This window comes from Frigoribacterium sp. VKM Ac-1396 (genome assembly GCF_015350895.1).
In the GTDB taxonomy this organism is placed as follows: Bacteria; Actinomycetota; Actinomycetes; order Actinomycetales; family Microbacteriaceae; genus Frigoribacterium.
Genome location: NZ_JADKSD010000002.1, coordinates 198,700 through 213,672 on the forward strand (window position 1 = coordinate 198,700; position 14,973 = coordinate 213,672).

The 14,973-nt window shown below is 70.6% G+C and carries 17 protein-coding genes; 11 read left to right on the forward strand and 6 right to left on the reverse strand.

Going from position 1 to position 14,973, the window contains the following annotated elements:
- Window positions 1–30: 30 nt before the first annotated feature.
- From ITJ55_RS08015 to ITJ55_RS08040, 6 genes are all read right to left on the reverse strand, one after another.
- Window positions 31–576 (reverse strand): hypothetical protein, encoded by a 546-nt coding sequence (locus ITJ55_RS08015; RefSeq protein ID WP_194594949.1) that lies wholly within the window; start codon window positions 574–576, stop codon window positions 31–33.
- 80 nt (window positions 577–656) lie between these two features.
- Complete coding sequence (locus tag ITJ55_RS08020; protein ID WP_194594950.1) at window positions 657–1,178, reverse strand: hypothetical protein; 522 nt, start codon at window positions 1,176–1,178, stop codon at window positions 657–659.
- Window positions 1,175–2,185 carry a hypothetical protein gene (locus tag ITJ55_RS08025; RefSeq protein WP_194594951.1) on the reverse strand — a complete coding sequence of 337 codons (1,011 nt, stop codon included), beginning with the start codon at window positions 2,183–2,185 and terminating at the stop codon, window positions 1,175–1,177. The genes ITJ55_RS08020 and ITJ55_RS08025 overlap by 4 nt, the downstream gene beginning before the upstream one ends.
- A 314-nt stretch (window positions 2,186–2,499) precedes the next feature.
- Window positions 2,500–3,141 (reverse strand): hypothetical protein, encoded by a 642-nt coding sequence (locus tag ITJ55_RS08030; protein ID WP_194594952.1) that lies wholly within the window; start codon window positions 3,139–3,141, stop codon window positions 2,500–2,502.
- Window positions 3,138–4,394: a hypothetical protein gene (locus tag ITJ55_RS08035; protein WP_194594953.1), complete on the reverse strand. Its 1,257-nt coding sequence runs from the start codon at window positions 4,392–4,394 to the stop codon at window positions 3,138–3,140. The genes ITJ55_RS08030 and ITJ55_RS08035 overlap by 4 nt, the downstream gene beginning before the upstream one ends.
- Window positions 4,391–4,690, reverse strand: a complete 300-nt coding sequence (locus tag ITJ55_RS08040; protein WP_056259776.1) for a hypothetical protein — start codon at window positions 4,688–4,690, stop codon at window positions 4,391–4,393. The genes ITJ55_RS08035 and ITJ55_RS08040 overlap by 4 nt, the downstream gene beginning before the upstream one ends.
- Before the next feature lie 213 nt (window positions 4,691–4,903).
- Between ITJ55_RS08040 and ITJ55_RS16500 the strand changes: the two genes are divergently transcribed.
- From ITJ55_RS16500 to ITJ55_RS08095, 11 genes are all read left to right on the forward strand, one after another.
- The gene (locus ITJ55_RS16500) at window positions 4,904–5,323 is read left to right on the forward strand and encodes a flagellar FlbD family protein (protein WP_194594954.1); all 420 of its coding nucleotides are present in this window, start codon (window positions 4,904–4,906) and stop codon (window positions 5,321–5,323) included.
- Between the two features lie 2 nt (window positions 5,324–5,325).
- Entirely contained in the window at window positions 5,326–6,153 is an 828-nt protein-coding gene (locus ITJ55_RS08050; RefSeq protein ID WP_194594955.1) for a MotA/TolQ/ExbB proton channel family protein, read from the forward strand.
- Window positions 6,150–7,172 carry a flagellar motor protein MotB gene (locus ITJ55_RS08055; protein WP_194594956.1) on the forward strand — a complete coding sequence of 341 codons (1,023 nt, stop codon included), beginning with the start codon at window positions 6,150–6,152 and terminating at the stop codon, window positions 7,170–7,172. The genes ITJ55_RS08050 and ITJ55_RS08055 overlap by 4 nt, the downstream gene beginning before the upstream one ends.
- A 75-nt stretch (window positions 7,173–7,247) precedes the next feature.
- Entirely contained in the window at window positions 7,248–8,195 is a 948-nt protein-coding gene (locus ITJ55_RS16505) for a FliM/FliN family flagellar motor switch protein (RefSeq protein ID WP_235491442.1), read from the forward strand.
- Window positions 8,192–8,917 (forward strand): flagellar motor switch protein FliN, encoded by a 726-nt coding sequence (gene fliN, locus ITJ55_RS08065; protein WP_194594957.1) that lies wholly within the window; start codon window positions 8,192–8,194, stop codon window positions 8,915–8,917. The genes ITJ55_RS16505 and fliN overlap by 4 nt, the downstream gene beginning before the upstream one ends.
- 2 nt (window positions 8,918–8,919) lie before the next feature.
- A complete protein-coding gene (locus ITJ55_RS16365) occupies window positions 8,920–9,552 on the forward strand; it encodes a flagellar biosynthetic protein FliO (protein WP_194594958.1) in 633 nt (210 codons plus the stop codon).
- Window positions 9,549–10,595, forward strand: a complete 1,047-nt coding sequence (fliP, locus tag ITJ55_RS08075) for a flagellar type III secretion system pore protein FliP (protein WP_370544078.1) — start codon at window positions 9,549–9,551, stop codon at window positions 10,593–10,595. Before ITJ55_RS16365 ends, fliP begins: the two co-directional genes overlap by 4 nt.
- On the forward strand, window positions 10,595–10,870 hold the full coding sequence (gene fliQ / locus ITJ55_RS08080) for a flagellar biosynthesis protein FliQ (protein WP_056259768.1): 276 nt from the start codon (window positions 10,595–10,597) through the stop codon (window positions 10,868–10,870). Before fliP ends, fliQ begins: the two co-directional genes overlap by 1 nt.
- Before the next feature lie 8 nt (window positions 10,871–10,878).
- Window positions 10,879–11,631 carry a flagellar biosynthetic protein FliR gene (locus tag ITJ55_RS08085; protein WP_255354550.1) on the forward strand — a complete coding sequence of 251 codons (753 nt, stop codon included), beginning with the start codon at window positions 10,879–10,881 and terminating at the stop codon, window positions 11,629–11,631.
- Between the two features lies 1 nt (window position 11,632).
- Complete coding sequence (locus tag ITJ55_RS08090) at window positions 11,633–12,925, forward strand: EscU/YscU/HrcU family type III secretion system export apparatus switch protein (RefSeq protein ID WP_194594959.1); 1,293 nt, start codon at window positions 11,633–11,635, stop codon at window positions 12,923–12,925.
- The gene (locus ITJ55_RS08095) at window positions 12,922–14,973 is read left to right on the forward strand and encodes a flagellar biosynthesis protein FlhA (protein ID WP_194594960.1); all 2,052 of its coding nucleotides are present in this window, start codon (window positions 12,922–12,924) and stop codon (window positions 14,971–14,973) included. The genes ITJ55_RS08090 and ITJ55_RS08095 overlap by 4 nt, the downstream gene beginning before the upstream one ends.

A 14,973-nucleotide genomic window follows, 5' to 3' on the forward strand; every position in this document is an offset into this window, starting at 1 on the left:
GATGGTTGACGAAAGCGGCTGGCTCGCTCGTCATGCGCTCGACGCCGCGACGACCGAGGGAGTTCTGAGTGACCAGATGGCCAGGCCGAGAAGGACCGCGGCGACCATCGTCAGGCACACGGTGATGACGAGCGTCGCCCAGGGGTGCCGCTGGAACGGCGACAGCATGCCGGGCGCCAAGGCGCCTGCCTCTGCAGGGCTCAACAGGCCGTTCCCGTTGGAGTACCTGAGTGGAAAGTGGCGCGAGATCCGTTCCAGGTCGGGAGTGGACCAATAGGCGCCGGTCAGCCGCATGATCGGCTGCCTGCCCCGTCCCAGAATGAGCCGGAGAACGGGCCGAGGGCCGTCCACGTTGGCAAAGATCCCCGAAGTCGGGCGTGTCCTCGCGATGTGTCGAGTCACGAAGAAGCGTGAGTAGCTCAATCCGTCGTCCAGCAAGATGACGCGGGTGGTCAACATGTAGACGCTGATGCCACCGAGGACGAATGCCAGGACTACTGCGGCAAGCGCCCAGCCCAGCGCTGAATCCCGGACGGTGAACGGGATCAGGCCCGTTGACCCGACTGAGATGATCACGTTTCGTGCGTAGTGTCGCAACCGTAGACGCAGAACACGATTCACACCGCTGCCCTTCCACGTCGGTGACGCCTGATCACTCACGCCGACCTCGAGATCCGGAGGTGCCGCGCGATGTCGTCGACCTCGGGTACGACGAGATCCGCGGGTCGGGGGTGGGGGCATTCGGTGACGAGGAGAACGACCTGGCGGGCACCGTCCGCGTCGGGGACGAGCCAGGACCACGTGACGCGCATTACGACGGCACACGACGTGGGGTCCAGGCCGGGTCCGAGGATGCGCACGTTCTCCGTTCGGCAGGCGGGGCCCATGATCGTCGAGGGGTGGTCGTGGTCGGGTCGGTAGATCTTCCGGCCTCGACCGAGAGCATCGAGGTGCGGACAGGAGATTTCCTCTTCGTCTTGCACGATGACCAGGGCGGCCCAGCCGATCAGGCCGGTTGAGGCGTCGATGCGCGCCAAGGCGAAGTCGAAGTCCACCAATGCGGCCATGAGCTCTTCCGCACCCTGCAGCCCTTCACCGTCGGACAGATCGACCCGCTGGGGCGAGTGCCTGTCGTGGAAGAGTCGCCAGGCGTCGTCATGGGTGAAGGTGATGTTCATGGAGCATCCCCAGTTCGTGAGCCCAGGACCTCTCGAGTGTTCCGAGACGTCGATCGGGACATGGCGATCAGGCGGGCGAGAACGCTCGTGAACGCGACGACCGAGATGACCGTGGAGGCCGTCGCCACCCCGACGAGCAGCTCGGTCTGCGAGGACTCGAGAGTCGGGCCAGCGCCGGAGCGGAGGAAGACCACTCCCACGATCGACAGGGCGATGAGGCGGATGCTCGGGGCGAGCATTCGTGTCTGCAAGGCGCTGTTCCCGGCGGCTGCGTCGACGTGCAGCCCCCGGTTGAACGCGGGCCCGAATGAACAGGCCTGTTGGGGCGCTCGCCCGGGCAGCTGCGTCTTCGTGAGTCCGGCCGAGTCCAGGACTTCGAACAAACGGTTGCGACTGGTGTCGTCCGGGGCCCACAGCGTCATGGGCAACGTCACTCGTTCGACCCCCGACCGGTCGACGAGCGCGAGGGACCCCGCCGTCTTGCGAGAACGAAGGGTGTACGACACCAACTCGGTGTCGGAGGCCCCCCGACGGGTGCCTGTGACGAAAGCCATGCCCACGGAGAGTTGATCTCGCAGGTGCAGCCCGTCTGGTTCCGCCCAGAGACAGGCTCGGCGCGCGAAGCGTCGCGGCGATCGGGGGCGGACGGCGTGTTCGCGGCGGTGGCGCCTCGTCGGCACGGGCAGCCATTCGAGACAGGACGCCGAGACCGTCACACCCGTGCAGACGAGCGCGACGCTGAGAACGGTCTCACCGACCACGAAGGGTGACGCGTCCTTCAGCTGCACAGTCAGCCAGGAGGTCACGGCGACCACGACGAACGCGAGGACGACCGCGATCGTCGCAGCCACCTCGACGCCGAGCCAGAAGCGCTGCTCTCGAGTGGGTCGGAGGCCGACGAGGACGAGGTCGCCGGGGGCCGGGGTCCCCGACAAGAACGGGTCGGCAGCGACCAGGGGTACGTCGAGCTGCTCTGCAAGGGACGCGAAGCCGGCACTCCGCATCATGAGGTCGGGATGCAGGTACCTGTGCCCCGGCCACCATTCGTGCAGGGGCCACACGAAAGTGCCCTGTCGGGTCTCGATCCACGCTGCGCCCTCCTGGCCGAACGGCGTCAGCGGAAACGTCTGCGACTCCGACGAACTCCAGCCGACCCGGATGACATCGTCTCTGGGGGAGAGCACCCGGAGGCGCCCCCGAGCATCGGCGAGGACGAGGGCGTCCCGGTCGTCGAGTCCTGCAGCGACGTGCGCTCGAGACCCTGCCAGGAGGGGGCTCCTCGACGTCGCGGTGACGTAGGCGAGCATGGCCGGTGTCGACGTCAGTCCGTCCACGAGAACGTCCTGACGATCGAGTCGAGATGGGCGATCTGCGCTCCGAGCAGCGACGTCCCGAGAGTGGACCCGGACAGGACGAGGAAGTTTCCCGGTGAGTCCCGGATGTCCGTCGCATAGTGGACGGTGCCCTGCGACAAGGAAGCCGACGTTCTCGCTGTTGCCGCAGCGGTCGCATCGAGGCCGAACGCGTCGTGCAGGATACCTGTCCACTCGTGCACCGATCGGCTCACCCGCTGGACGCATCGAGACCAGGCGATCTCTACGTCCTCGAGAGTTCCGATGGAAGACGAAGGCAGTCCCAGTCGGAGCAACGCCCTGGCCGGGTCGCACTCCTGCGGGCCCGCACGCACGACGAGCGACATGAGCGACATCGGTCCGATGCCCGTCCGAGATGCCCCGGCAAAGAGGTACAGATCGAGTGCGCCGACCGCACGTGCCCGCGTGACCGGTGTCACGAGTGCCTCTCGGTAGCGGCGCCGCGCCGACGCGACGTCACGAGAATCCCTGTCCGGGAGTCCGTCGAACGCTGCCCTGGCCAGTCGTTCGCATTCGACCGAGCTGTCGTTCCTCAGATCGGCACGTCGCCAGGACACGGGAAACGTGAGCGAGAAGGCCGTCTCGCTCACAGGGAGCCCACGACCGGTTCGCGTCGTTTCTGTCGATACGACCCGTCGGCGAGGTCGGACACGATCGTCTTGACGGTGACCACGTCTCCCACGTGTCCCACGAGTCCCACGGGTCCGCTGATGCCAGCCCAGAGCATCCCAGGGCCGTAATGGGCGGTGGCGGAAGGCCCACCCCGTGCCAGGCGTCGGACGAGGAAGAGCTCGAGGCCACCGCCGCCCACCAGCTCGTCCACGAATCGGACCGTCGGATTGCGTCCGATGGCGTCCGCTCGGGCCGAGAGCTCACGACGAGCCTGCGCCCTGACGGCATTCGCATGCTTCGGTGCGGCCGCGTTGGCTCGGACGGCCGCCCCGGAGTGGGTCACCGACGTCTTCGTAGCCGTCACGGCCCGGCTGACAGCGCGGAGTCCGCCCAGGCCGACGCAGGCCATGCCGAGGTTGGCGATGTCACCGAGCACGTCTGCTGGGGTCGCGTCGCCTGCCACGGCCTGGGCCAGCGTGATCAGGAGTGAGAGGGCGGCCACGGCGATCGAGAGCCCGAGCAACAACGGAGCCAAGGGGCCGGCGAACATCGCGGCGAGGCCGAGGACGAAGCCGAGAACGCTGAGGACGTCCTTGGTGATGTTCAGGGCTCCTTGCGCATCGTGCACCACCTGCTTCACCCCGTCCCACCAGGTGTCGCGCAGCTCGTCGTCGCCGGCCAGGCGGATGGCCGCGATGGCGCGGTCGTTGAGGGCGCCGTACTCGCCCGAGGCGTCGCCTCCGCTGCCGACGAGGCGGGTGATCACCGCCTTCGCGTCGGCGAGGTCGGCGTCGGCGAGGTCGACGGCTCGCGTCCGGGCCGCCTCTTGTCGTTCGACCTCGACGGGGTCGGTCTCGCCGGGGACGACGAACCTGTCGGCCGTGCGCCGCGCCTCCTTCGCGTCGTCGGCGTCGAGGCGGGCTCGATCGGCCTGCCGCTGCAGGTCGTCGAGGCCGTCCGCGTACGTGTCGAGCGCGGCGGCGAGATCGAGGTAGCGCTGCTTCGCCCGGTCGATCGCGTCGGCGAGGGGTTCGGCCGACGTCGTGAAGGTGCGCCCCGACTCGGAGTCCCACCCGTCGGCCTTCGCCAACCGCCGCAACCGTCGCGACTGCGTCTCGATCGACGTGCCCGTGGCCCGAGCGGCGACGGCCGACGACCGGATCTCGGTCGGATCACCGGGGACGGGGTCGGCGGCCAGGTCGAGGGGGCTCCAGTCCCACGGGCGACTCACGACGCACCCGCCGCGTCCGACGGCTCGAGGGCCCGGGCCAGGTCGCCGTCGACCTGCGTGAAGGTCTTGCCGGCGCTCTCGGCCATGGCGCCCACCGCCGCGACCGACTCGAGCATGCGCCCGCGGGCGATCGCCCAGTCGTCGGAGAACGCCTCGACGGCCGACCGCAGTCGTGGCGAGCCGATGCCGTCACTCGCGGCGCCGGCGCTGCCGGACGACAGCTCGGCGTGCAGGGTCTGGAGGTCGCGCGACAACGCGGCCAGCGCCTCCAGATCAATGTCGATGTACCGCGCCACGGCGGCTCCCCTCGTCGATATGAACAATGTCACACACCATAGCGAACGTGATGGCCGCAGCGGCAGCCCTGTGGACAACTCCCTGCGGTGCCGCCGGACCCCACACCTAACGGGCCGCCACCACCGGCCGATAGTGCTCCGTAGCCGCTCAGGACGAGCAGCGACACCTGCCCCCACGGACGGAGGCAGCGGACACAGACCTAGGACGGGCCGATGATCGTCGTCACGCGACTCAACGACAGCAGATTCGCTGTCAACCCTGACCTCATCGAGCGCATCCACGAGACGCCCGACACGGTCCTGATCATGGTCGACGGCGCCAAGTACGTCGTGACCGAGCCGATGGCCGAGGTCATCGAGATGATCGCCCGCTACCGGGCTCGCATCGTCTCGCTCGCCTACGACGAGCCCTCCGCGACCGCGCCGGCCAGTCAGGCGCTCGGCAACCGCACCTCGACCGGCCCCCAGCTCGGCATCGTCCGCGGCTCGAGCGGCTCGAGCGGCTCGACCGGTTCAGGAGGCGCGGGTCGCGTCACCGAGTTCCGTCCCCCCGTGCAGGCTCCCGCCGTGCACGCCCCCGCGGTGCACGCCCCGGCGACGCACACCCCGTCCGACACCACGCAAGGACGCTGACCGTGGATCCCGCAACGATCATCGGCATCGTCCTCGCGCTGGGCGCCCTGTTCGGCATGATCCAGCTCGAGGGCGTCAGCATCGCCGGGCTGCTGCTGCCCGCGCCGATCATCCTCGTCTTCGGTGCCACGATCGGCGTCGGCATCGCCGGCACGACGATCAAGGACGCCATCCTCAGCTTCAAGAAGATCCCGCGCGCGTTCACCGGCAAGGTCGTCCCGCCGCAGTCGGTCATCGACGGCGTCGTCTCGCTCGCCGAGAAGGCCCGCAGCGAGGGCCTGCTCTCGCTCGAGCAGGAAGCCGAGAAGCTCGACGACCCCTTCATGAAGGGCGCCCTGCAGAACATCGCCGACGGCACCGACGGTGAAGAGCTGCGCATCCTGCTCGAGGACGAGATGGAGTCCCGCCTCGCCGCCGACCGCACCGCCAGCAAGTTCTTCATGAGCCTCGGCGGGTACGCCCCGACGGTCGGCATCGTGGGCACGGTCGTCAGCCTCACCCACGTGCTCGAGAACCTCGCCGAGCCCGACGAGCTCGGCCACATGATCGCCGCGGCGTTCGTCGCGACCCTGTGGGGCCTGCTGACGGCGAACTTCCTGTGGCTGCCGCTCGGCGCCCGCCTGAAGAAGCTCGCCGACCTCGACGAGGCCCGCATGACCCTGCTGCTCGAGGGGGTGCTGGCCGTCCAGGCGGGAAGCCAGCCGCGCCTCCTCGGCGAACGCCTCAAGGCCATGGTGCCGACCCACGCGCTCGAGGGCGCGGCGGGCAAGGGCGCCAAGGCGAAGGTCGGCGCGAAGAAGGCCGGCGACGACCAGGGGCTGGCGGCATGAGCGGCTCGCGCGGCGCCCGGAAGAAGAAGGGGCACGGTGAAGACGAGCACCCCGACGAGCGCTGGATGGCCTCGTACATGGACATGATCACCGTGCTCATGTGCATGTTCATCGTGCTCTACGCGATGTCGACCGTCGACCAGGACAAGTACATGGCCCTGCGCAACTCGCTCGCGACCGGCTTCGGCCAGACCGAGGTCGGCAAGATCGACACGGCCTCGGGCACGGTGGTCGCCGCCGACGACGTCACGCCCGAGGGCGCGGGCTACTCGACCGGCACCGAGACCGACATGAGCAAGACGGCCGCGTCGGGCGAGGAGCAGACCGCCGAGCAGGCCGCCGCCGCCTCGACCGCGGCGCAGGCCGAGCTCGACGACCTCACGGCGATCAAGGCGGCCGTGGCGGCGAACCTCGAGGGCTCGGGCCTGAGCAGCGACGTCGAGTTCGCGGTCGACGCCCGCGGGCTGACGATCCGCCTGATCGGGTCCGAGACGTTCTTCGGCACGAACAGCGCCGACCTCAGCGGCACCGCCGTCAGCGTGATGAACGCGATCGGCCCGGTCCTGAAGACCGCCGGCCACGACGTGTCGGTCGAGGGCCACGCCGACCAGCGCAGCTCGACCGCTCCCTTCGCCACCAACTGGGAGCTCTCGTCCGCCCGTGCCACCCAGGTGCTGCGCGACCTGGTCGAGCGGGGCGGCATGGCGCCCGACCACATCCAGTCCGTCGGCTACGGCTCGTCGCGGCCGCTCAGCACCGGCACGGCCGACGCCGACCTCGCCGCGAACCGTCGCGTCGACATCGTCGTCCTGTCGAACCAGTCCGACGCGGTCAGCGCCCTGCTGCCGCAGCTCGAACAGGCGGCGGCCGCCGGGGGAGGCGCGGTGACCGACGGTCGCAACCCCACCGTCCAGCAGGCGGCCGACACCTCGACCACGGCAGAGGCCCCCGCGCAGGAGAAGCCGAAGGCCGAGACGAAGGAGCACGCGACCGAGGAGGAGGACTCCTCGGGGCACTGACCCCGACGACCCAGTACGGGGGGTACGCGTGATCCTGGGCTAACGCTCAGGTGGGGTGGGCCGATAGCTCCGTCCGTGACACTCCTCGACGCCCCGACGGGCAGCACCGCGACGACCGTGACGGTCGGTGCGTCGGCGCGCCCGCAGAAGACCGTCGAGGTCTACGACTTCCGCCGCCCGACGACCCTCGCCCGTGAGCACTCGCGCGTCCTCGAGCTGGCCTTCGACACCTTCGCCCGCCAGTGGGGCACGCAGCTCACCGCCAAGGTGCGGGTGCTGTCGTCGGTCACCTGCGAGCAGGTGCAGATGCTCACCTACGACGAGTACGCCTCGTCGCTGCCGGCGACCACCGCGATGGTGCTCTGTGCGCTCGAGGGCGTCTCGGCCAAGGCCGTCATCCAGTTCCCGTCGTCGGCCGCCCTCACCTGGGTCAGCCACATGCTCGGCGCGGTGAAGCCCACGGCGCTGCCCGAGCGCACCTTCACGCCGGTCGAGCAGGCCCTCGTCCGTCGCCTGATGGACGACGCCCTCGACGACCTGCGCTACTCGTTCGGCACGATGCTCGCCGACCCGATCAGCGTCGGCGGGTTCCAGTACAACTCGCAGTTCGCCCAGGCCGCGCAGAAGTCCGACCTGATGATCGTGGCCTCGTTCGAGATCCGCGTCGGCGAGCGCGTGGCGCCCGGCACGGTCGCGATCCCCGCCGACGTGCTGCTGTCGCAGCTCGGCGAGTCCAACCCGACGATCGACGCCGCCGACGCCCGCGACCTGCTCGGCGCCCAGCTGGCCTCGGTGCCGGTCGGCGTCTCGCTGACCTTCGCCCCCGCCGCGGTGCTGCCGAGCGTCGTGCTCGGGCTGGCCGTCGGCGACCTGCTGCCGCTGCCGCACCCGCAGCACCGCCCCCTCGAGATCAGCGTCGACGGTCAGGCCGTCGGGCGTGCCGCCGTCGGGGCCGCGGGCTCGCGACTGGCCGGCATCGTCGTCTCCACCTCCCTGACCGGCACCGAAGAAGGAACCTCATGACCGGCACGACCATCACCCTGCACACCGCGGCGGCCGAGGCGCTGGTCGCCCAGCTGCCGACCCCCACGCCGCTGCGTGCCGTGGCCGTCGACGCGGCGTCCGCCCCCGGGCTGCGCGCCGCGGGTTCGTCGGTCGTCGTCACGTCGTTCGTCGGGTCGGTCTCGGCCGACACCGCGGTCGTCCTGGCCGACATGGACCAGCTCGCCGCCGCCGCGGGCACCGACAACCCCCTGGTGTCGGTCTCGGACGTGCTGCGCCCTGCCCTCGAGGCGGCGACCGGCGTGCTCGGCACCGGAGTGCTCGGCGAGAGCCGCCGCGAGTCGGCCGACGCCCTGCTCGCCGACCCCGAGACGGTCGTCTTCGAACTCACGGCCGCGGGCCAGCCCGCCGGGTGGTTCGCCCTGCGCCTGCGCGAGACCGGCACGATCGCCGGCCCGTCGTCGGCGTCGCCGAGCGCGGGCGCGGTGTCGACCGGCAACCTCGGCCGCATCAACAACGTCGAGATGGCGCTGACCGTCGAGATCGGCCGCACCCGCATGTCGGTCCGCGACGTCCTCGGCCTCGAGCCCGGAGCCGTCATCGAGCTCGACCGCTCGGCCGGCGCGCCCGCCGACGTGCTGCTCAACGGCCGCCTGATCGCGCACGGCGAGGTCGTCGTCGTCGACCAGGACTACGCCGTCCGCATCACCAAGATCCTCGACGTCGCCGACGGCATCGCCTGATCGTGGACACCGTCGTCGTCGGCCTGCGGGTCATCCTCTCGTTGGGCGTGGTCCTCGCCCTGCTCTGGGTGCTGCAGAAGCGCCTGGTGAAGGGCGGTCGTGCGGGCACCCGCGCCACGTCGCAGGTCTCCGTCGTCGCCCGTCAGGGCGTCGGGGCGAAGGCGAGCGTCGTCGTCGTCGACGTCGAGGGCGAGCGCCTCGTGCTCGGCGTCACCGAGTCGTCGGTGACCGTGCTGGCCGCGGCCGACCGTCCGGTCGACGCCGGCGCCCTCACGCTCGTCCCCGAGCCCCGCGCCGACGATGTCGCGCCCGAGGCCCAGGAGGCGCGGGTCACCCCGATCGCGCCCGTCGCCTTCGCGTCCGTCCTGTCCGCCGAAGGTGCCGCGGCCCGCGACGAGCTGCCGGCCCGTCCCGCCGACGCGACCCGCCTCGACTCCGCCCCCGTCGACACCGTTCCCGCCGAACTGCTCCGCCCCCGCGGTGCCGCCCGTCGTGCCTCCGCCTCGCGGCCCCGCGACCTCGCCGAGCGCCGCAGCGGCCGCGGCCGTGCCGCGAAGTCGATCGAGGGCTCGATCCTGGCCCCCGACACGTGGCGCCAGGCGGCAGCGGCCATCCGCAGCGGGCGAGCCGGATGACCGGCCGTCGGTCGTCCGCCCCCTCGACCCGCCCCTCCTTCGCCGTCGCCCTGCGTCGGCTCGTCCGCCCGACGCTCCGCGACGGCCTGCAGGGCGCCCCGCTCGGCCGCCCGGTGGTCGGCACGGCCCCGGTCCGCTTCGCCGAGACGCGCTTCGCCCGGGCGGTCGTCGTCACGCTGCTCGCCCTCGTCGTGGCGTCGGCCCTCGTCATGCTGATCGGTCAGCAGGCGAACGCCGCACCGGTCGCCCCGACGGCCCCCACCGCCCCCACGGCCCCGGCCACGGAGGGCACCGGCACCGAGGGCACCACCGGCACGACCCCCACCGACTTCACCGACACCGACCAGACGACGTCCGACGGCACCGGCTCGGGTGGGTTGAACATCGACATCAACGGCCCCGACGGTGCCCCCAGTCAGGCCGTCGTCACCCTGATCGGCATCACGCTGCTGAGCGTCGCCCCCGCGCTGCTGCTCATGATGACGTCGTTCACGAAGATCTTCGTGGTGCTCGCCATGACCCGCAACGCCCTCGCGCTGCCGTCGATCCCGCCGAACCAGGTGCTCGCCGGGCTGGCCCTGTTCTTGAGCCTGTTCATCATGGCTCCGATCCTGACCCACATCAACACGGACGCCGTGCAGCCCTACCTCGACGGCCGCCTCGACCTGCAGGGTGCGATCGACGCCGGCATCGCGCCGCTGCGCGAGTTCATGCTCGCCCACACCCGCGAAGAGGACCTCGCGCTGATGACCCGCTCGGCCGGGCAGGCCAACCCCGACACCCAGGCCGACGTGCCGATGCTGACGCTCATCCCGTCGTTCATGATCAGCGAGCTGCGCGCCGCGTTCATCATCGGCTTCGTCATCTTCATCCCCTTCCTCGTCATCGACCTCGTCGTCAGCGCCGCGCTGATGTCGATGGGCATGATGATGCTGCCGCCGGTGATGATCTCTCTGCCCTTCAAGATCTTGCTGTTCGTCCTCGTCGACGGCTGGGGACTCATCATCAAGAGCCTCATCGAGAGTTACCAGGTGGGTGCCTGATGGATTCCAACGCCGTCCTCGACCTCTCGATGCAGGCCCTCATCATCACGGGCAAGCTCGCCGCGCCCGTCCTGATCACCTCGCTCGTGGTGGGGTTCGCCATCTCGCTGCTGCAGTCGATCACCCAGATCCAGGAGGTCACGCTCTCGTTCGTGCCGAAGGCCGTCGCCGTGGGCATCGCCCTCGTCGTCTGCGGGCACTGGATGATCAGCGAGATGGTGTCGTTCACGACGACCGTCTTCGACCGCATCCCGCAGCTGCTCAGCGGCGGGTAGGGGCGACCGTGTCGTTCGACCTGAGCTGGCTCGAGGCCACGCTGCTCGCCGCCGTCCGCATGACCGCGTTCATCGTGGTCGCGCCTCCTTTCTCGTACCGGGCGTTCCCGGCGCGGGTGAAGGCGATGCTCGGCATCGGCCTGGCGCTCGCCGTCGCCCCCCGGGTGGCGCCCGGCTACGTCTCGCTCGAGACGGGCCCATTCGTCATGGCGCTCGTCCTCGAGATCGTCGTCGGCGCCGTCCTGGGGTTCCTCGTGTTCGTCGCCTTCGCGGCGGTGCAGGCCGCCGGCAGCCTGATCGACCTCTTCGGCGGCTTCACGCTCGCCCAGGCGTTCGACCCGCAGTCGATGGTCAACGGCGCGCAGTTCACCCGGTTGTTCCAGATGACCGCGCTGGCCCTGATGTTCGCGACCGGCGGCTACCAGCTGATCATCGGCGGGCTCACCCGCTCGTTCGACGCCGTCCCGCTCGGCCTCGGCATGGACCTCACCCGCCCGGTCGAACTGCTCACCACGGGCGTCAGCCAGCTCTTCCTCTCGACGATCCAGATCGCCGGGCCGCTCTGCGTCGTGCTGTTCCTCGCCGACGTCGGCCTCGGCCTGCTCTCGCGCGTCGCGCCCGCCCTCAACGCCTACGCGATGGGGTTCCCGCTCAAGATCCTCATGACGGTCATGCTGGCCGGCGGCGTGTTCCTCGCGCTGCCCGGCGTCGTGGCCTCGCTCACCGGCGACGCCGCCGACATGCTGCTGGGGGTGGGCTGACATGGCGGACGACTCCGGCGAGCGCTCAGAGGCCGCGACCGACAAGCGCATGAAAGAGGTCCACTCGAAGGGCCAGCTGTCCCGGTCGCAGGACCTCAGCGCCTGGGTGGGCGTCGGCGCGGCCGCCGTCATGATCCCGTCGACCATCGAGCGGGCCTCGTCGGCCGGCGTCGACCAGATCTTCTCGATCCGTCAGGCGATCGCGCACCCCGACTCGTCGACCGTCGTCACCGAGCTGATGCAGGGCGCCGGGTCGATGGCCGCCACGATCGGGCCGATGCTCGCCGTGGTCGGCGTGGCCGTGCTCGCCACCGCGATCGTGCAGGGCGGCGTCCACATCAAGCGCATGACCGGCAACTACGAGCAGTTCAACCTGCTCAACGGCCTGAAGAACACCTTCGGCACCCAGGCGCTCTGGAACGGCGCGAAGGCCCTCATCAAGACGACCGTCGTCGGCCTCGTGCTCTGGTTCGCGATCCAGGGCCTCATGCCCGTGCTGATGAGCGGCGGCGGGCTCAGCGTCTCGGCCGTGCTCGAGGAGGCCAAGGCAGGCACTGGCATCCTGATCAAGGCGGCGATCGCGGCCGGCCTGCTGCTCGCCTTCGCCGACGTCTTCGTCGTCATGCGTCGCAACCGCAAGAAGACGCGCATGACCAAGAAAGAGGTCAAGGACGAGAACAAGTCGAGCGACGGCGACCCCCTGGTCAAGTCGCAGCGGCGGTCCCGTCAGCTCGCGATGAGCCGCAACCGCATGATCGGGGCCATCGCCGACGCCGACGTGGTCATGGTCAACCCGACCGACTACGCCGTCGCAGTGAAGTACGAGCCCGGCAAGTCGGCCCCCCGCGTCGTCGCGAAGGGCGCCGGCACGGTCGCGGCCCGCATCCGCGAGCAGGCCACCGCCGACGGCGTGCCGCTCGTCGTCGACGTGCCCCTGACCCGCGCCCTGCACGCCGCCTGCGGCCTCGGCGACGAGATCCCGGTCGACCTCTACACGCCCGTCGCCCGCGTGCTCACCTTCGTCATGGCGCTCAAGGCCCGCGGCACGCTGACCGGCACGCACACCCCGCCCCGCGTCACGACGGCCGACGAGGTCGCCGGCGTCCTCGCCCCCGAGTCGCTCGAGGCCGACGCCGTGCCGCGCCGCATCCGCATCGCCCGCGAGGTCGCGACGGCCGCGACCGCCTCGGGCTCCGCGACCGCCTCGGGCTCAGCGACGACCGCGACCTCCCGCACCGCGCCTCCCGCGCCCCCACGCTCCGTCCGCCCCGCCACCTCTGGAGGCACCCGATGAAGTCCACCCTGCCCAAGCTCGCCGTCCCGGTCGGCATCGTCGGCATCGTGCTGCTGCTCGTCGTGCCGGTGCCCGCACCGCTGCTCGACGTGCTGATCATCCTCAACATCCTGTTGGCGCTGGTGATCCTGCTGACCACCCTGTTCGTCAAGAAGCCGCTCGACTTCTCGGTGTTCCCGTCGCTGCTGCTCGTCGCGACGCTGTTCCGCCTCGGGCTGAACGTCGCGTCGACGCGGCTCGTGCTGGGCGACGGCTACGCGGGCGACGTCATCGCCGCGTTCGGCCACGTCGCCGTGAGCGGCTCGATCATCATCGGCTCGGTGATCTTCTTGATCCTGGTCGTGATCCAGTTCGTGGTCGTCACGAAGGGTGCCGAGCGCGTCGCCGAGGTGGGCGCGCGGTTCACCCTCGACGCCATGCCCGGCAAGCAGATGGCGATCGACGCCGACCTCAACGCCGGCCTGATCACCGACGAGGTCGCCAAGCAGCGTCGCGCCGACGTCAGCGCCGAGGCCGACTTCTACGGTGCGATGGACGGCGCGTCGAAGTTCGTCAAGGGTGACGCCATCGCCGGCATCATCATCATCATCATCAACCTGGTCGGCGGCATCGCGATCGGTGCCCTGCAGAACGGCATGGCCATCGGCGACGCCCTGTCGCACTACGGCCTGCTCACCATCGGCGACGGCCTGACCACGCAGATCCCCGCCCTCTTGATGGCCGTCTCGACCGGCATGATCGTCACCCGCTCGGGCGCCGACACCGAGATGGGCGCGCAGGCCGCGTCGCAGCTCGGCCAGTCGCGCATCGCGCTCGCCGTCGCCGGCGTCGCCGCGATCGGCATGGGGTTCATCCCCGGCATGCCGATCGTCGCCTTCCTGCTGATCGGCGGCGCCCTGCTCGTCGTCGCCTACCGGCTCGGCGTGGCCGCCAAGGCCGAGGAGGCGCGCGCGGCCCTCGCAGAACAGCAGGCGGCGGTCGTCGCCCCCACCGACACCACCGACGACCTGCTCGAGCAGATGCGGGTCCACGCCCTCGAGATCCTGCTGGCGCCGGACCTGGTCGACATGGTCGGCGGCGGCTCGGACGACCTGCTCGGTCGCGTCAAGGCGCTGCGCCGCAAGATCGCCGTCGACCTCGGCATCGTCGTGCCGCCGGTCCGCACCCGCGACAGCGTCGACCTGCCGCCCGCGACGTACTCCATCCGCATCGCGGGCGTCGAGGCCGGCCGCGGCCAGGCCCCGGCCCGTTCGGTGCTCGCCCTCGGCGACCAGCTCGACGGGCTGCCCGGCACCGCCACCGTCGAACCCGTCTTCGGCCTCGCCGGCAAGTGGGTGCCCGCCGAGATGCGGCACAGCGCCGAGATGACCGGCGCGACCGTGATCGACCGCGTCTCGGTGCTCGTCACCCACCTGTCGTCGATCATCGCCGACAACGCCGCCCGACTGCTCACCCGCGAGGACGTCCGCGTGCTCACCGAGGGCGTCAAGCAGGTCAACGCACCCGCGGTCGACGACCTCGTGCCGAACATGCTCTCGCTCGCCGAGCTGCAGCGCGTCCTGCAGGGGCTGCTCGCCGAGCGCATCCCGATCAACGACCTCGCCCGCATCTGCGAGGGGCTGACGCTGCGGGCCAAGGTGTCGACCGACCCGGAGGGACTCGTCGAGGCGGCCCGCGCCTCCTTGGGCCCCGCGCTGACGGCGCAGTACCTCGACGGCCGTGTGCTGCGGGTCATCATGATCGACCCGACGCTCGAGCAGTCGATGCTCGAGGGGTTGCGGCCGAGCGACCAGGGCACCCAGATCCTGCTCGACGGCCACCGGGTCGAGCAGGTGCTCGGGTCGCTGCGCGAAGCCGTGCAGGCGGTCGAGGCGCAGGGGCTCGGCGCGGTGCTGGTCTGCGCGCCGGCGCTGCGACCGGCGATCCACCGGCTCGTGTCGGCCCAGCAGAACGGCCTGCCCGTGCTCTCGTACCAGGAGGCCACCGCCGCCGGGTCGACCATCGAGACCGTCGGCGTCGTGCGCGCGACCGACTCGATCGTGGCCTGA